Source organism: Agromyces intestinalis (assembly GCF_008365295.1).
GTDB lineage: Bacteria > Actinomycetota > Actinomycetes > Actinomycetales > Microbacteriaceae > Agromyces > Agromyces intestinalis.
Genome location: NZ_CP043505.1, coordinates 966584 through 982860, shown reverse-complemented (window position 1 = coordinate 982860; position 16277 = coordinate 966584). Strand labels below are relative to the sequence as shown.

Annotated in this window: 20 protein-coding genes; 10 read left to right on the top strand and 10 right to left on the bottom strand. The window is 71.5% G+C overall.

Annotation, left to right across the window (positions count from 1 at the left end):
- Positions 1-10: 10 nt before the first annotated feature.
- Positions 11-208, bottom strand: coding sequence for a hypothetical protein (locus FLP10_RS04560; RefSeq protein ID WP_149159797.1), 198 nt, complete (start codon positions 206-208; stop codon positions 11-13).
- Positions 209-373: 165 nt separating this feature from the next.
- Here FLP10_RS04560 and FLP10_RS04555 point away from each other — a divergent pair, with 165 nt between their 5' ends.
- The 5 genes from FLP10_RS04555 to FLP10_RS04535 are packed head-to-tail and all read left to right on the top strand — an operon-like array spanning position 374 to position 3669.
- Entirely contained in the window at positions 374-826 is a 453-nt protein-coding gene (locus FLP10_RS04555; RefSeq protein WP_149159796.1) for a VOC family protein, read from the top strand.
- Positions 827-862: 36 nt separating this feature from the next.
- Positions 863-1819, top strand: coding sequence for a cytochrome b/b6 domain-containing protein (locus tag FLP10_RS04550; protein ID WP_149159795.1), 957 nt, complete (start codon positions 863-865; stop codon positions 1817-1819).
- Positions 1820-1843: 24 nt separating this feature from the next.
- Positions 1844-2386 (top strand): hypothetical protein, encoded by a 543-nt coding sequence (locus tag FLP10_RS04545; protein WP_149159794.1) that lies wholly within the window; start codon positions 1844-1846, stop codon positions 2384-2386.
- Positions 2387-2434: 48 nt separating this feature from the next.
- Positions 2435-3028 carry a histidine phosphatase family protein gene (locus FLP10_RS04540; protein WP_149159793.1) on the top strand — a complete coding sequence of 198 codons (594 nt, stop codon included), beginning with the start codon at positions 2435-2437 and terminating at the stop codon, positions 3026-3028.
- 44 nt (positions 3029-3072) lie between these two features.
- Positions 3073-3669: a class I SAM-dependent methyltransferase gene (locus FLP10_RS04535; protein ID WP_168209100.1), complete on the top strand. Its 597-nt coding sequence runs from the start codon at positions 3073-3075 to the stop codon at positions 3667-3669.
- A 193-nt stretch (positions 3670-3862) separates the two neighbouring features.
- Here the strand turns inward: FLP10_RS04535 and FLP10_RS04530 are convergent, their stop codons facing one another.
- Genes FLP10_RS04530 through FLP10_RS04520 form a run of 3 tightly spaced genes read right to left on the bottom strand, consistent with a single transcriptional unit; the run spans position 3863 to position 5830 of the window.
- A complete protein-coding gene (locus FLP10_RS04530; RefSeq protein ID WP_149159791.1) occupies positions 3863-4924 on the bottom strand; it encodes a trans-sulfuration enzyme family protein in 1062 nt (353 codons plus the stop codon).
- A gap of 14 nt (positions 4925-4938) precedes the next feature.
- A complete protein-coding gene (locus FLP10_RS04525; protein ID WP_149159790.1) occupies positions 4939-5295 on the bottom strand; it encodes a hypothetical protein in 357 nt (118 codons plus the stop codon).
- Between the two features lie 52 nt (positions 5296-5347).
- Positions 5348-5830, bottom strand: coding sequence for an NUDIX hydrolase (locus FLP10_RS04520; RefSeq protein WP_149159789.1), 483 nt, complete (start codon positions 5828-5830; stop codon positions 5348-5350).
- 280 nt (positions 5831-6110) lie between these two features.
- Between FLP10_RS04520 and FLP10_RS04515 the strand changes: the two genes are divergently transcribed.
- Positions 6111-6305, top strand: coding sequence for a hypothetical protein (locus tag FLP10_RS04515; protein ID WP_149159788.1), 195 nt, complete (start codon positions 6111-6113; stop codon positions 6303-6305).
- A gap of 40 nt (positions 6306-6345) precedes the next feature.
- On the opposite strand, the gene FLP10_RS04510 is transcribed toward FLP10_RS04515, so the two are convergent.
- Both FLP10_RS04510 and FLP10_RS04505 read right to left on the bottom strand, forming a co-directional pair.
- Positions 6346-7362, bottom strand: a complete 1017-nt coding sequence (locus FLP10_RS04510) for a PHP domain-containing protein (RefSeq protein ID WP_149159787.1) — start codon at positions 7360-7362, stop codon at positions 6346-6348.
- Positions 7363-7408: 46 nt separating this feature from the next.
- The gene (locus tag FLP10_RS04505; protein ID WP_149159786.1) at positions 7409-7843 is read right to left on the bottom strand and encodes a hypothetical protein; all 435 of its coding nucleotides are present in this window, start codon (positions 7841-7843) and stop codon (positions 7409-7411) included.
- A gap of 258 nt (positions 7844-8101) precedes the next feature.
- Between FLP10_RS04505 and FLP10_RS04500 the strand changes: the two genes are divergently transcribed.
- Entirely contained in the window at positions 8102-8404 is a 303-nt protein-coding gene (locus FLP10_RS04500; protein ID WP_149159785.1) for a DUF1540 domain-containing protein, read from the top strand.
- A gap of 48 nt (positions 8405-8452) precedes the next feature.
- Here FLP10_RS04500 and FLP10_RS04495 read toward each other — a convergent pair whose 3' ends face one another.
- Entirely contained in the window at positions 8453-9214 is a 762-nt protein-coding gene (locus FLP10_RS04495; RefSeq protein WP_149159784.1) for an MBL fold metallo-hydrolase, read from the bottom strand.
- A 143-nt stretch (positions 9215-9357) separates the two neighbouring features.
- Between FLP10_RS04495 and FLP10_RS04490 the strand changes: the two genes are divergently transcribed.
- The 3 genes from FLP10_RS04490 to FLP10_RS04480 all read left to right on the top strand — a co-directional run bounded on the left by FLP10_RS04490 (position 9358) and on the right by FLP10_RS04480 (position 12805).
- Positions 9358-10083, top strand: coding sequence for an NUDIX domain-containing protein (locus FLP10_RS04490; protein ID WP_149159783.1), 726 nt, complete (start codon positions 9358-9360; stop codon positions 10081-10083).
- A gap of 25 nt (positions 10084-10108) precedes the next feature.
- Entirely contained in the window at positions 10109-11566 is a 1458-nt protein-coding gene (locus tag FLP10_RS04485) for a lipase maturation factor family protein (protein ID WP_149159782.1), read from the top strand.
- 102 nt (positions 11567-11668) lie between these two features.
- Positions 11669-12805, top strand: a complete 1137-nt coding sequence (locus FLP10_RS04480) for an AI-2E family transporter (RefSeq protein ID WP_210418473.1) — start codon at positions 11669-11671, stop codon at positions 12803-12805.
- 216 nt (positions 12806-13021) lie between these two features.
- Here FLP10_RS04480 and FLP10_RS04475 read toward each other — a convergent pair whose 3' ends face one another.
- The 3 genes from FLP10_RS04475 to FLP10_RS04465 form a co-directional block, all read right to left on the bottom strand.
- The gene (locus FLP10_RS04475) at positions 13022-14293 is read right to left on the bottom strand and encodes a sugar ABC transporter permease (protein ID WP_149159781.1); all 1272 of its coding nucleotides are present in this window, start codon (positions 14291-14293) and stop codon (positions 13022-13024) included.
- Positions 14290-15087: an ATP-binding cassette domain-containing protein gene (locus tag FLP10_RS04470; RefSeq protein ID WP_149159780.1), complete on the bottom strand. Its 798-nt coding sequence runs from the start codon at positions 15085-15087 to the stop codon at positions 14290-14292. The genes FLP10_RS04475 and FLP10_RS04470 overlap by 4 nt, the downstream gene beginning before the upstream one ends.
- Positions 15088-15178: 91 nt before the next feature.
- On the bottom strand, positions 15179-16261 hold the full coding sequence (locus tag FLP10_RS04465) for a sugar ABC transporter substrate-binding protein (protein WP_149159779.1): 1083 nt from the start codon (positions 16259-16261) through the stop codon (positions 15179-15181).
- Positions 16262-16277: the final 16 nt, after the last annotated feature.

The following is a 16277-nucleotide window of genomic DNA, read 5'->3' as shown; positions in this document are numbered from 1 at the left end:
TGCGAGCCGCTCAATGCAGGTGCGCCTCGCCGGGCACGAGCGCGATGCCGCATCGGCGGCAGTAGTCCTCGCGAAGCTCGTCGAACCGCGCGGTCGACACGATGCGCGGGTGCGGTTCGTCGGGATGCGCGCGCTCGTCGGCGACGTCGTGCTCGTCGCCGACCCGCGTGCTGCCGTCGTCGTGTCCGTGCGGCTCGTAGCGAGGCATCCGGTCTCCGATCTCGAAGCGTTCGAGGCCGATCCTCGTCTGCGGCGGGGCCCGCGTCAACGACGAGGGGTGGAGGCGGCGTTGCACACGGCGTAGCGTGACGCGTGAGCGTGTCCGCGACGGACCGGCAGCGGCAGGCACCGGCCGAAACCGCAAGGGGGAACCATGGCGAGCCTCGTCGTCCACTTCGAGATCCACGCGTCCGAGCCGCAGCGGCTCATCGACTTCTACACCGGGTTGTTCGGGTGGGAGTTCACGCAGTTCGGCGACCAGGAGTACTGGGTCATCGACACCGGCGAGGGGTCGATCCGCAACGCCGGCGAAGCCGGGCACGGCATCAACGGCGGGCTGACCCGACGCGGTGCCCCCGGGGTGCCCGAGAGCGACGGGTCGGCACCCGAGATCGGTGCGCCGGTGAACGGCTGCACCGTCGTGATCGGCGTCGACGACGCCGACGAGAGCTTCGCGAAGGCACTCGAACTCGGCGCGATCGAGTCGGTGCCGCTCGAGGACCTGCCGGGCGTCGGCCGCGTCGGCTACCTGCTCGACCCCGACCACAACGTCTTCGGCCTGATCTCCGCCGTCCTGAGCGACGGTACGGACACGATGGCGACGTAGTTTGCATCGGGGCATCCGGTTTGCCATCGTGATCTGGTGCCCGACCCCACCATCCGCACCGCGCTCGCCGACGTCTCGTGGAAGCGCGTCGCCCGGTGGGCGCTCGTCGCGGTCGTCGCATTCGCGATCGTGGTCGTGCTCGCGAAGTGGCTGCGCACCTTTCCCGAGGTCGCCGCGTTCCTCGAGGAGTTCCCGGGCGAGGCGCCGCTGCCCGACTGGGCGCCCGTCGGGATTCCGGCGTGGGTCGGTTGGCAGCACTTCTTCAATGCCTTCCTCTTGGTCATGCTCGTGCGTACGGGGCTCATCCTGCGCCAGAAGCAGCGGCCGTCGGCGTTCTGGACCCGCGACAACAGCCGCTGGCCCCGAACGAAGCGCACGCCGCGGCGCCTCGGCATCTCGCTGTGGCTGCACCTGTGGGTCGACGCGTTCTGGGTGCTGAACGGCCTCGTCTACGTCGCGCTGCTGTTCGCGACCGGGCAGTGGGTGCGTATCGTGCCGACCGACTGGAGCATCGTGCCGAACGCGATCTCGGTCGGGCTGCAGTACGCGTCGCTCGAGTGGCCGATCGAGAACGCGTGGGTGGTCTACAACGCGTTGCAGGTGTTGAGCTACTTCGTCGTCGTGTTCATCGCAGCTCCTGTCGCGGTGCTGACCGGGCTGCGGCTCTCGCCGGTGTGGCCGGCTACGGGCCGGCTGACCGGGCTGCCCTCTGAGAGGTTCGCGCGGGCCTGGCACTTCCCGACCATGCTGTTCCTGCTGGCGTTCACGTTCGTGCACGTCGTGCTCGTGTTCGCGACCGGGGTGCTGCGCAACCTCAACGTCATGTACGCGTCGCGCGACGTCGACGACTGGGTCGGGTTCGCCGTGTTCGCGGTGTCGGTCGCGGTGATGGCGATCGGCTGGGTGCTCGCACGGCCCCTCATGCTGCTTCCGGTCGCCGAGAAGACCGGTCAGGTGCGACGGATGCCTCCGGCGAGGCCGCCGGTGTCATAGCCGTCGCCGTCGTAGACTGCGGAAATGGAGCCACCGGTCAGCACCACGCTGGTCGTCGTCGGCGATGAGGCGGCGACCGCGATCCACGCCCTCGAGCGGTTCCCGAACGTGCGCGCGGCCACCTTCGGCGATGCGCCGGATGCCTCGGATGCCGACGTCTCGCGGTGGTCGGCCGCCGGCGCGAAACCGTACGTCGTGCATGACCACGACCCGCTCGGCCATGTCGCAGCGGCGTGGGTCGAGTTCTTCGACGACCAGTCGACGTTCGAGGTGCTGGAGCTCGAGATCGAACGCGCCGTCGAGGCATCCGCCCGCCGAGCCATCCACGTGCCCGACTACTACGTCGTGCTGCACCCCGAGAGCCTGCCGACCACCTGGAAGCACTGGTGGCTCGGCGTCGTCGCCGAGGCCTCGCCGACGCGGGTCATCCCCTGGTCCGACGCCGATGACTCCCTCGCGCGCCTGCTGCGCAGGCTTCCCACCGGACGAGCCTGGCCCGACGTCGACCGGTGGCTGCCCACCGTCGCAGCGCAGGTGCCCGACCGCGTCGGTCTCGGCGGCGGCTGACACCGCCCTCCGACCCTGCTCCCAGCCGGGTGCCGGTAGGCTCGGCGGGTGCTGCTCGCTCTCATCCGCCACGGTCAGACCGACTGGAACCTCGCGCTGCGCATGCAAGGCCGCGCCGACATCCCGCTGAACGCGACCGGCCGCGCGCAGGCGCGAGCCGCGGCATCCGGCATCGCCGCCCTCGCCCCGTGGAACCTCGTCGTCTCCTCCACCCTCGGCCGCGCCCGCGAGACCGCCGCGATCCTCGCCGCCGAGCTCGGCATCGAACTCGGCGGGGCCTACGACGAGCTCGTCGAAGAGGAGTTCGGCGACGCCGAGGGCATGCTCGTCGCCGAGGTGCGGCACCGCTGGCCCGTGCGCGACACGATCCCGAACGCCGAGCCCGCCGCCGAGGTCGGCCCGCGCGGCCTGCGCGGGCTCGAGCGCATCCGCGCCGACCACCCCGGCCGCAGCGTGCTCGCCGTCGCGCACGGCACGCTCATCCGACGCACGCTCGCCGAGATCACCGGGCACGATGCCGCCGACTACCCCAAGCTCGACAACTGCTCGGCCTCGCTGATCGAAGCGGATGCCTCCGGCTGGACGGTGCACACCGCGGGCGGCGTGCCGTTGGCCGAACTGCTCGGCGACGCCGTCGCCTGAGCGCCCGGTTGACGTCGCCGACGAAGCGTGGTCGCATGGCCGGGATGACCGATCGCACCAGCCCGCCGCTCATCGACGACGACGCGCTCGACGAGCTCGAACGCGAGTTCGTCGGCCGGGTACGAGGCCGCGTGCTCGAGATCGGCGCGGGCGACGGCGAGAACTTCGGTGCGCTGCATCCGGATGTCACGTGGATCGGCCTGGAACCCGACGCCGACCGCCGTACCGAACTCGCGACCCGCGCGCGCGAGTGGCGGCACGAGGCTGCGCCCATCGACGGGGTGGCCGAGCGGATTCCGCTGCCCGACGCGTCGGTCGACGCCGTCGTCGGCACCTACGTGCTCTGCTCGGTGACCGACCCCGCCGCGGCGCTCGCCGAGGTGCGCCGCGTGCTCGTGCCGGGCGGCCGGGTGGTGTTCGTCGATCACGTCGTGGCACCGCCCCGCACCGTCAAGCGCGTCGTCCAGCGCACCGCCACCCCGCTGTCGGTGCGGTTCTGCCACGGCTGCCACTGGGACCGCGACACCGCCGCCAACCTCGCCGCGGCCGGCTTCGCCGGCGACGACGTACGGCGCCTGCGGGTGCGAGCGGGGCTGTTCGGGCCGGTGCCGACGCTGCTCTTCGACGGGCACGCCGGCTGAGGCATCCGCATCGGGCTCCCCGCCCGTTCCGCCCGCGGCCCGCATCTCCGGGGGCGACATCCTGCCTCCCGATGCCGAAAACAGGATGAGCCGGGTCGTGGCCGCTGTGGAGGCCGCATGACCCGGCTCATCCTGTTTTCGCCGGCCGCACACCGACCGGAACGATGAGAACCGGTGGCGGAGCCCGCGGCGCTCAGCCGATCGCGTCGAGCGCGCGGATCAGGTCGTCGGCGAGGTCGTCGGCATGCTCGAGCCCGACCGAGAGGCGCACGAGCCCGGCGGGGATGGTGTCGGCTTCGGCCGCCCAGCGGCGGCGCCGCTCGAACGTCGACTCGACGCCGCCGAGGCTCGTCGCGTGGATCCAGAGCTTCGTCGAACCCGTGAGCGCATCGGCCGCCTCGGCGCCGCCGCGCACCACGATCGACACGACCGTGCTGAAGCCGGGGTAGCGCACCTGCTCGAGCCGCGGGTGGTCGCTGAGTCGCTTCACCAGCTCGCGGGCGGTCGCTTCGGCCCGGTCGAGCCGCACCGCGAGGGTGCGCAGCCCCCGCAGCGCGAGGAACGCCTCGAACGCCGACGGAACCGCCCCGCCCAGCGACCGGCGTGCGACGAGCTGCTCGGCATGGGCGGCGTCGGCGGCGATGACCGCGCCCATGATGAGGTCGCTGTGGCCCGAGATCGCCTTCGTCGCCGAGTGCACGACGAGGTCGGCGCCCTGCGCGAGCGGCTTCTGCCGCAGCGGCGTCGCGAACGTGTTGTCGACCACCACGAGCGCGCCGTGCGCGTGCGCGCCGGACGTGAGGGCGGCGATGTCGGCGACCTCCAGCGCCGGGTTCGTCGGCGACTCGAACCAGAGCATCGCGGCGCCCTCGCACGCGGCGATCACGGCGTCGGCATCGGTGAGGTCGACGAGCCGCAGCACGACGCGGCCGGCCGCCGCGCGGTCTTCCAGCTGCAGGATGGTGCCCGTGTACGAGTGCCGCGGGGCGACGACGATGCCGCCCGGCGCGACCAGGTCGAGCACGGCCGACGTCGCGGCGATGCCCGAGGCGAGCGAGATGCAGCGACCGCCCTCGAGCGCGCCGAGCACGTCTTCGAACGCTGCCCACGACGGGTTGCCGTACCGGCCGTATTCGAGCTCGCCACCCGCCACGTAGGTCGACGCGAGGTGGATCGGCACGTTCAGCGGCTGGTCGGATTCGTGCGCGGGGCGACCGGCGGTGACGGCGACGGTCTCGGGGTGCAGGTGGGACATCCTCCGAGCGTAACTCAGAGGTAGAACAGCGGAATCGTGAAGCCGCCGACCGCGAGCGTCACGATCGCGCCGACGAGCGTCGCCGCGACCTGCAGCCCGAACAGCACCCGGGCGAGCAGGACGCGCCGGGACGTCGTGGCACGAGCGCCGGTCACGGTCGCCGCCGCGGCGAGCACGAGCACGATCGCCGTCCACCAGATCGCGACGTCGAAGCGGCTGGCGGGCTCAGCGCACACCTGCACTCCGTTGCAGATGACGGGCGCCTGGCCGAGGGCGAGCAGCGCGAGCGCGGCGAGAACGCCGGTGACGGCGGGTACGACGATCGCCCCCGCGGCGGCGCGCGAGGGGACGACGCCATCCGACCCGGTCACCCTTCCATGGTGCCGGTCGCGTGCGGCGGCCCGGGCGGTTCGCGGGCCCTTGTTACGGAGTTGAGAGCCCCTCGTTGCCGAATCGTTGCGCGACCAGGTCGAGCGCCGGTCGCTGCCCCGACGACAGCAGCGGCCGCGCGGCGTCGAGCCCGAACCATCCGGCATCGTCGATCTCGGGGAACCGCTGCCTTCGGCCCGACCGCGGCGGCCACTCGAGCTCGAACTCGTTGCTCACGACCCGGTCGACGCCGAAGTCGTCGACCTCGAGCGCGAAGACGTGCACGACCTTGCCCGACGAGTACCGCACCTCGCCGAGGTCGACGAGCGGGCTCGCGGGCGGGGCTGCGCCGATCTCCTCCGCGAACTCGCGCCGGGCGGCTGCGGCTTCGTCTTCGCCCGGCTCGACCTCGCCCTTCGGAATCGACCAGGCTCCCTCGGTCTTGCGCGCCCAGAACGGGCCGCCGAGGTGCGCGAGGTACACCTCGAGCACGCGCGCGCGGCGGACCAGCAGCAGCCCGGCGCTGCGGACCGCCATCTCAGTCGCGCTTCGGGGCCCTCACGAGCGCCCACAGGGCGGCGAGCAGCAGCACGCCGCCGACCGCTCCGATCGTGGCGAGCGCTGCCCAGAGCATCGCTTCGGTGGTCATCGGTTCCTCCTCGCCGGCGCCGCAGTGCGCCCCCGGGGCCCATTCTGCCGTCGACGCGCTCGCGTGGCCATCCGTTCGGCGGATGTCACACCCGCGCGTGTGCGTCAAGGCGTTGCCGGGGGCGGGCGAACGGGTCAGGCTCGGGGCATCCGATCGAGAGGCGAACCGATGAGCGACCGACAGCACGACGACTGGCTGGAGCGCGTGGCGGCGACGTCGCCCGAACCCGGCACCGAGCCCGACGCCGCCGCGGAGGACGAGGTGCCCGAGGTGAACGGCCCCAACGCCGACGACCTCGACGTCGACAACGCGGTCGAGGCCGACACCGCCGAAACGGTCGACCCCGACAACGCGCCGGCCTGAGTTCGGGTGCGCGCTTGCGGGCGCGCGCCCGTGCGCGGCGTCAGCGGTTGCGACGCGACCACGCCAGCAGGTCGTCGACGGGCCAGGTCGTCACGATGCGCTCGGACGGGATGCCGGCGGTCTCGGCGCGCGCCGCGCCCAGGCGGAGGAACGCGTAGTGGCCGGGCGCGTGCCCGTCGCTGTCGATCGAGAACAGGCAGCCGGCGCCGAGCGCCAGCGCGATCAGCTCGTCGGGCGGATCCTCGCGCTCGGGCCGCGAGTTGATCTCGACCGCGACCCCGTTCGCCGCGCACGCCGCGAATACCGCCTCGGCGTCGAACTCGGACTGCGGGCGCGTGCCACGCGAGCCGCGGACGAGCCGGCCCGTACAGTGCCCGAGCACGTTCGTGTGCGGGTCGGCGACGGCTCGGAGCATCCGCTCGGTCATCGCCTCGCCGGGTGAGCGCAGCTTGGAGTGCACGCTCGCGACGACGACGTCGAGCCGGTCGAGCATCTCGGGGGTCTGGTCGAGCGAGCCGTCTTCGAGGATGTCGACCTCGATGCCCGGCAGGATTCGCACCCCGAGCTCGCCCGACGCGTTCAGCGCCTCGACGATCTCGAGCTGCGAGGCGAGGCGCTCGGCGGTCAGCCCGTTCGCGACGCGCAGGCTGGGCGAGTGGTCGGTGAGCGCGAAGTACTCGAGCCCGGCCGCCGCGGCCGCGTGCGCCATCGCGGCGATCGACGTCGTGCCGTCGGACCACTCGCTGTGGCAGTGCAGGTCTGCCCGCAGCAGTGCGTGCAGCCCGGTGCGGGCGGCGCCGACCCCGGCCTTCTCGCGCAGGTCGGCGAGGTAGGCCGGCACCGCACCGGCGGATGCCTCGGCGATCACCTCGTACGTCGTGTCGCCGATGCCCGGAGTGCGCTTGAGGCTGCCGTCGGCGAGCTTCGCCGCGACCTCGTCGGCCGACAGCGACTCGACCACGGCGAGCGCGCGCCGGAACGCCTTCGCCTTGAACGGGTTCGCGAGCTCCTGCTCGAGCAGGCGCGCGATCTCCTCGAGGGCGGCTGGGGCATCCATGCGCCCATCCTGCCCGAGACCGGTTGCTTCGGCGAGCGGGTGCGGCTCAGTCGATGACGAACTCGACGGGGCCGGTCGCCATCGGGCCGCCGCACTTCGCGGAGCCGCCCACGCGGTGCCACTCGGCGGTGAACGACTCGCGGGCGAGCTCGGTGACGCCGGGTCCGTACGCGATGAGCTCGAACTCCTCGGGGGCCGACATGTCGAGCGTGAAGCGCCAGGCTCCCGTGCCGAGATCCTCGCCGGAGTACCACGGGCCCGCGGTCGGCGGATCCGCCGCCGCGGTCGGGCCCGGCACGGAGCATCCGAACTCGTCGCACAACTCGACCAGCGCCACCTCGCCCGACCGCGCCCCCGAGAGCCCGACCTCGAGGGTGTTGAGGTAGCCGATCGCCGGACACGCGATCATGAAGCCCCCGCATCCCGAGAGCAGCGGAGCGAGCACGAGCGCGGCGATCGTCGATCGCAGGATCCGGTGCATGATCCGAGCCTGCCGTGCACGAGGCATCCGCTCGAGCTCGGCGATCGATCGTTGCCCGACCGATGCCGGATCGCGGTCGGATAGAGACCCGAGCGGCCCAACCGAACGACCCCGCCAATCGTCGGGAGCGTCGGGCAGGTGAGGCTAGCCTTACCTGAAAACACCCCCTGACCTGCGAAAAATCAGGCTCGCCTTGCTATCGGATGCGGCGGCATCGGCGTACCATCGGGCGCAACGACGAGCGTCCGGAGGCCCCTCATGAGCATGACCATCGACGACCTGCCCCGAGTCAGCGAGTGCGCGGTGCTCGGGTGCAGCTACAACGACCACTCGAGCTGTCACGCCGCCGCGGTCACCATCGCCGGCGGCGTCGGCGACGCCGAGTGCGCCACGTTCATCCCGCTCGGCTCGAAGGGCGGGCTCGACAAGGTGGTGTCGCACGTCGGCGCCTGCCAGCGCGCCGAGTGCGTGCACAACTCCTCGCTCGAGTGCACCGCGGCCGCCGTGCGCGTCGGCCCCGGCGCCGACGCTGCCGACTGCCTCACCTATCAGCCCCGCTGAGCGAACGACTCGCGGGGGCGTCGGCTTGGGGGAGCCGGCGCCCTCGCGTCATGCCCGAAGGTACGCCAGCTGAGCGCGCACGGATGCCTCGGCCGCGAACCTGACCGCCGGGTCGACGTCGCCGTACACGATGTCGGTCACGGCTTCGGTCGAGGCATCCGGCCCGATCGCGGCGAGCGCCGCGCGCACCTGATCGAGCCGCTCCTCGCGGTGGGCGAGGTACGCCTCGCAGATCGCCCGCAGGTCGGGCAACTCGGGGCCGTGACCCGGCAGCACCGCGACCGGGCCCGGCGTGCCGAGCTCGCGCAGACGCGCGAGCGAATCGAGGTAGGGCCCGAGCGCGCCGTCGGGGTCGGCGATGATCGTCGTGCCGCTGCCGAGCACGGTGTCGCCCGTGAGCACCGCGCCGTGCTCGCCCTCGTCGGCGAGCAGCACGCAGAGGGAGTCGGCGGTGTGCCCGGGCGTTGCGAGGATCTCGACCTCGAGCCCCGCCACGGCGATGCGCTCGCCGTCGACGACGGGGGAGGCGTCGCGGCACCACGTGGGGTCGATCGCGCGCACCGGCGCGCCCGTGCGCGTGTGGAACGCGTCGATCGCATCGCTGTGATCGTGGTGGTGGTGGGTGAGCAGGATCAGCTCGACCGGGCCATGCGCGGCGAGCGCGTCGAGGTGGGCGTCGTCGAGCGGGCCCGGGTCGACGACGACGCAACCGGATGCCCCGGGCGCCCGCAGCACGTACGAGTTCGTGCCGTCGAGCGTCATCGGGCCGGGGTTCGGGGCGCGCACGAGCGCGACCGAGGGATGCTCCATGCGCGGCAGCCTACCCGCAGCCTTCCGCTGGTCGAGTAGGGAGCGCAGCGACCGTATCGAGACCCGGTGAGCCATGTCGCGGGGTCTCGATACGCGCTTCGCGCTACTCGACCAGCGGTGGGGAGCGGCCTACGCTGGAGCGCATGGAGAGCGATCTTGAGACGCTCGCCGCCGGCACCGCCGCCGGGCACGCGGCCACGGTCGTGCTGCTGCGTGACGGCGAGCTCGGGGTCGAGGTGCTGCTGGCCGAGCGTCCGCGTGACCGCGGGTCGTTCGCGGGGGCCTGGGTGTTCCCGGGCGGCGCAGTCGACGAGGAGGACCTCGGCGGCGACGCCGAACACAGCGAGTGGGCGGCCCGCCGCGCCGCCGCGCGCGAGACTCGCGAGGAGGTCGGCCTCGACGTCGACCCGGCCGACCTCGTGCCGTTCTCGCGGTGGACCCCGCCCGAAGGCGCCCAGAAGCGGCTCATCACCACGTTCTTCGCGGTCCGCGTTCCCGACGGCGAACTGCGGCCGGCGCCCGACGAGGTGATGGCGGTCGAGTGGATCCGCCCGGTCGACGCCCTCGACCGGCACGCGCAGGGCGGCATGACGCTGTGGCCGCCGACGTGGGTGACGCTGCACACCCTGCAGCGCGCCGAGTCGGTCGACCAGGCGCTGCGGGAGCTCGCGAGTCGTGACATCCGGCCGTATGTGTCGCGGTTCCAGCGCGATCGCACCGTCATCGTGTGGCAGGAGGACGCCGAGTTCGACGCCGACGGCGAGCATGCCGACCGACCGGCCGTGCCCGACGACGCGCCCGACGCCGACCTCGACCGGCACCGGCTCATGATGGACCGCCTGCCCTGGGTGTACCTCAACTCGTTCTGACGGGACGCACGGGATCGGCGTGGTCATGGACTGGCTCGGCTGGCTCGGCTGGCTCGGCGCCGGCGACCACGAGATCGGCCGGCAGGTGCTGCAGCGCGGGGTCGCTGCGATCGCGGTGGTCGCGTTCTGGTCGACGCTGAACCAGTTCCGGCCGCTGCTCGGCGAGCACGGGCTGCTGCCGGTGCCGCAGCTCGTGCGCGCGACCGGTGGGCGGCTGCGCGGGCCGAGCCTGTTCCGCTGGGGCTACACCGACCGGCGGCTCGTCGCGGTCGCGACGATCGGCATCGCGCTCGGAGCATCCGTCGTCTTGGGGCTGCCGCAACTCGGCCCGCCCTGGGTGCCGCTCCTCGTCTTCCTCGCGATCTGGCTGCTCTACCTGTCGATCGTGGTGGTGGGGCAGACGTTCTACGGGTTCGGCTGGGAGATGCTGCTGTGCGAAGCGCTGTTCACGGTCGCGTTCCTCGGCTCGGTGCACGAGCCACCGCCACTGCTGATCCTGATCGCGGTGTGGTGGCTGGTTTTCCGCCTCGAGTTCGGGGCGGGCATGATCAAGATCCGCGGCGGGCGCGAGTGGCGCGACCTGACCGCGCTGATGTTCCACCACGAGACGCAGCCGATGCCGGGGCCGTTCAGCCGGCAGGCGCACCTGCTGCCGCCGTGGTTCCACCGACTCGAGGTCGTGGGCAACCACGTCGCGCAGCTCGCGGTGCCGTTCCTGCTGTTCGTGCCGGGGCCCGTCGCCAGCGCGGCCGCGGCGGTGATCGTGCTCACGCAGTTCTGGCTCATCCTCACCGGCAACTTCGCGTGGCTGAACTGGATCACCGTCGTGCTGGCCGCCTCCGCGATCACCGACTCGGCGTGGCACTGGACGATCCCCGCGATCCCCGCCGACCTCGGTGTCGAAGCCGCTACGACGCCGCTGTGGTGGGCGATCGTGGTGCTCGTGGCATCCGGCCTGTTCCTGGTGCTCGCCTGGGCGCCGCTTCGCAACCTGTGCTCGAATCACCAGCTCATGAACGCGAGCTTCAACCGGTTCATGCTCGGCAACGCATACGGCGCGTTCGGCACCGTCACGAAGCGTCGCATCGAGTACGTCGTCGAAGGCACGGATGCCACGGATCCCGACGATCCCGAGGCGCACTGGCGCGAGTACGAATTCAAGGGCAAGCCCGGCGACGTGCGCGCCGTGCCGCGGCAGTGGGCGCCGTACCACCTGCGGCTCGACTGGCTGATGTGGTTCCTGCCGCTGGGGCGCAGATGGGAGCCCTGGTTCGAGCGGTTCCTGCTGCGGCTGCTCGAGGCGGATGCCGCGACGCTGCGTCTCATCGCACACGACCCGTTCGGCGGCGAGCGACCGCGATGGGTGCGCGTGCTGGCGTACCGCTACCGCTTCGCGACGCACGCCGAGTTCCGTGCGACGCGCGCGCGGTGGGTGCGCACGCTCGAGGGTGAGATCGTTCCGCCCGCGTCGCTGCGCGAGTAGCGGGCGCCCACCGGCGCCCCGGCGCCCTCGGCGCCCTACCGCCGCGACCGCCGCGCCGCAAGGCTCTCGACCGCGGGCGGTCGGTCGCCGTATCGTCGGCATATGGCTGTCGTGCGACGCCGGCGCCCAGCGCCGAAGATCACCCCGCCTCCCGCCCCCGCGGCGGAGGTCACCGGAGACGGCGACAGCCGCGCCCCCGAGATCAAGGTGCGGGCGTTCCGCATCGGGTTCGTCGGTGCGCTCGGCGTGCTCGCGGCGCTCCTGCTCGGCGGGGTGCTCGGGCAGCTGTCGACGGTCATCCTCTACGTGGTGTTCGCGCTGTTCCTCGCGCTCGGGCTCGACCCCGTGGTCAACTGGCTCGAGAAGTGGATGCCGCGCTGGGTCGCGATCCTCATCATCATCGCGGCGGTGCTCGGCGTGGTCGCCCTGCTGGTCGCGACGATCGTGCCGATCATCATCGAGCAGACGACGATCATCGTCGAGAACTGGGACGAGGTGCAGTACAACGTCCTGCACAATCCCGTCATCCTGTGGCTGCAGGGGCTGTTCCCCGATTTCGAGCTGCAGAGCACCATCGAGGACTTCCTGGTGTGGCTGCAGGATCCCGGCCACCTGGCCTCGCTCGGCGGCGGCGTGCTCGCCGTGGGCGCCGGCATCGCGGGCGGGTTCACGGGCGTGGTCATCGTGCTCATCCTGATGCTGTACTTCATGGCGTCGCTGCGGTCGATGGAGCGCTACGCGGCCCGGTTCGTTCCGGCCACCAGCCGGTCGAAGTTCCTCGAGCTGTCCGAGGAGATCACGGGGTCGGTCGGCCGCTACGTCATCGGCCAGGTCACGCTCGGCCTCATCAACGGCGTGCTGAGCTTCATCCTGCTGAGCATCATCGGCGCGCCGTCGCCGATCCTGCTCGCGTTCATCGCGTTCCTGTTCTCGCTCGTGCCGCTGGTGGGCACGCTGACGGGTTCGATCGTGATCTCGCTCGTCTGCCTCGCCGCGTCGCCGCTGACCGCGCTCGTCGCGATCATCTACTACCTGATCTACATGCAGGTCGAGGCGTACGTGATCAGCCCCCGCATCATGAACCGTGCGGTCGCGGTGCCCGGCGCGCTCGTGGTCATCGCGGCGGTCGCGGGCGGCACGCTCGGCGGGGTGCTCGGCGCGCTGGTCGCCATCCCGGTGGCGGCGTCGCTCATCATCATCATCGAGAAGGTCGTCTTCCCGAGGCAGGACACCATCTAGCGCAGCCTCGCTGCTGAGGCACGCACCAGCCCGCTCAGTTCCGTTTTCAGGAACGCCCCGCCCGAATGGCGCGTTTCTCAGGACGCACGGTCGGGATTCGGGCGCGTGGGGGCGGATTCTCCTGAAAAAGGAACGTGGGCGGGAGGGGTGGCGGCTCAGACAGACGGATGCCACGGGGCCGGCCCCGTGGCATCCGTCGGTGCGGCTCGGCGCGCGTCAGGTCCTCGACGTGCCGCCCGCGCGGAGCCGGGACACCGCGTCGACGGTCGCGGCGAGCACCAGCACACTGCCCGTGACGATGAAGTTCACGCCGGCGGGCAGGTGCAGCAGGCCGAGTCCGTTCGTGATGACCGCGATCACGAGCGCACCGATCGCGGCGTGGATGAGCCGACCACGACCGCCGAAGAGGCTGACGCCGCCGACGACGGCCGCAGCCACGCCCGACAGCACGATGTCGCGTCCGACCGTCGCATCCACCGAGCCGACGCGGGTGACGCTGAACAGCGCCGACACGACTGCCAGGCTCGAGCAGATGACGAACGCCCACCACTTGACCCAGCGCACCTTGACGCCCGACCGCCGCGCCGCCTCGGCGTTGCCGCCGATGGCGTAGAGGTAGCGGCCGAACTTCGTGCGGTCGAGCACGAACGTGCCGGCCCAGAGGATCGCGAGCGTGACCGGAACGATGATCGGCACGCCCTGCACGGCGACGATCGACTGGCCGCGATTCTGGTTGAGGATGTACACGACCGCGCCGCCGATGACCGCGATCACGCCGAGCTTGACCCAGACCAGCGCGATCGCGCGGTTGGGCACTCCCGCGCGGGTGCGGCGCCAACGATCCCAGAACGACGTGCCGCCCGAGACCGCGAGGATCACGGCGAGCATGACCCAGCCCGCCCAGACCGGCAGGTTGCTGTTCTGGAGGGCGAGCAGCTCGGGGATCTGCACCTTGTACAGTCCACCATCGCCGATGATGAGCAGGGCGAGGCCCTGATACCCGAGGAACAGGCCCAGGGTGACGACGAACGATGGAATGCCGACCCTCGCCACGAAGAATCCGATGAGCGCACCGGTCGCGATGCCGACGCCGAACCCGAGCAGCAGGGCGAGCGGCCACGGCACGCCGCCCTTCGCGACGAGGACGACGAACAGCGCCATGCCGACGCCGCCGGTCACACCTGCGGACAGGTCGATCTCGCCGAGCAGCAGCACGAACACCAACGCCATGCCCAGCATGACGAGGGTCGCCGCTTGGTTCAGCAGGTTCGCGAAGTTGCGTTCGGTGAGGAAGAACGGGCTCAGCGTCGCGAACAGCAGTGTGAGCACGACGAGGCCGCCGACCGCGGGGAGGGCGCCCATGTCGCCGGCGCGCACCCGCTGCCACCAGGCCTCGACCTGGTCGCGCACACCGCCCTCGACGCCGCTGCCGATGAGATCGCCCGCGAGCGGGTCGGGGGATGCCTCGGTTCGGGTGGCCTGGCTCATGCGAGGTCTCCTGGGTCGATCGAAGAAGTGGAACTGGTGTTGAGCAGCGGCGAGCCGTCCTGCGTCTTCGTGCCGGTGATGTAGCCGACCACGTCGTCGCGGTTGGTGTCGACGGTGTCGAGCTCGGCGACCATCTGGCCCAGGTAGAGCACGGCGATGTGGTCGGCGACCGCGAATACGTCGGCGAGGTTGTGGCTGATCAGGATGACCGCGACGCCCTGTTCGCTGAGGCGTCGCACGAGCGCGAGCACCTGCTCGGTCTGCGCGACGCCGAGGGCGGCGGTCGGCTCGTCGAGGATGACGACGCGCGCCTTCTTCAGCACGGCGCGGGCGATCGCGACGGTCTGCCGCTGACCGCCAGACAGGCTCGACACCTTCTGGCGGATCGAGCGCACCGTGCGCACCGACAGCGACCGCAGCGTGTCGGAGGCCTCCTTCTCCATGCGGCCCTCATCGAGCGTGCCGCCGGCGAGTTCCTCGCGGCCCAGGAACATGTTCTGGACGATGTCGAGGTTGTCGCACAGCGCCAGGTCCTGGTAGACCACCTCGATGCCGAGGCCGGCGGCCTCGCGGGGCGTGTGCAGGTCGTGGTGCTGACCGTCGATGAGGACTTCGCCCTCGTCGTACGGCTGAACGCCGGCGAGACCCTTGATGAGAGTCGACTTGCCGGCGCCGTTGTCGCCCACGAGGGCCGTGACCTTGCCCGGGTAGACCCTGAGGTTCACTCCCTTCAGGACGGTCACGGGGCCGAAAGACTTCTCGACCCCCCGCAGTTCGATGATCGGTTCTGTCATGTTCGCTTCCTTGCGCTTCATGGGCGTCGTCTCGGGATCCGACGTGCAAGGGGCGCCGCGCCAGCGACGCGACGCCCCTCGAGCGTGCCGCTTACTGTACGCCGAACTCCGCGCACTTGTCGGCGAGGCTCACGCCCTCGATCTCACCCGTGCAGATCTCGTCTGCGGAGGCGTCGCCCGCGTCGACGACCTGCTGCACCTCGTTCGGACCGACGAGCACCGGGGTGACCGCGACGTACGGCGTGCCGTCCTCGAGCTCCTGGTCGGCGCTCGGGGTCTCGCCGCTGAGCAGTGCGACGGCGACCTCGACGGCGGCCTCGGCCTCGAGCTTGACGGGCTTGTACACGGTGGCCGTCTGCCATCCGGTGAGGATGTTCTGCAGACCGGCGACGTTCGCGTCCTGACCGGACACGGCAACGCCGGTCAGGCCGTTGCGCTGCAGCACGCCGATGACGCCGTCGGCGTTCGTGTCGTTCGCGGCCCAGACGCCGTCGACCGTGCCGCCCAGGCCGGTGAGGGCCTGCTCGAAGTTGGTCGCGGACTTCTCGCCGTCCCAGACGCCGGGGGGCTCGGCCGCCGCGGTGATGCCGGCGCCCTCCATGACCTCGACCGCGCCGTCGTGGAACATCTTCGCGTTGCCGTCGGTCGGGTCGCCGCCCATGTACACGACGATGGCGGTCGCCGGGTCCTTGCCGGCGGCCTCGAGGCCGTCGAGCACCGTCTGGCCCTGCAGTCGGCCGACCTCGACGTTGTCGAACGACACGTAGTAGTCGGCGCCGGCGAACGGCCGGTCGTAGGCGATGACCGGGATGCCCTCGGCCTTGGCCTTGGTGGCGACGCCCTCGGCGGCACCCTGGTAGTCGACGAGCAGCATGACGCCGCAGCCCTGGGTGAGCTGCTGGTCGGCGATCGTCGAGAACTTGTTGACGTCACCGCCCGCGTTCTGGATGTCGGCTTCGAAGCCGGCGGCCTCGAGGCCCTCCTGCAGGTACTTGCGGTCGAAGTTCTCCCAACGCGGCGAGGATTCGGCGTCGGGCAGGATCACGCACGCACGCGTCGAGGCTTCGGCGCCTTCGTCGCCGGTACCCCCACCGTCGTTGCTCGAACAGCCGGCCAGCAGCAGCGCCGAGACGCCGGCGAGTGCGGCCGCAGAGACCAATGAAGACTTCTTCACGGTTCTCCCCTTCTTC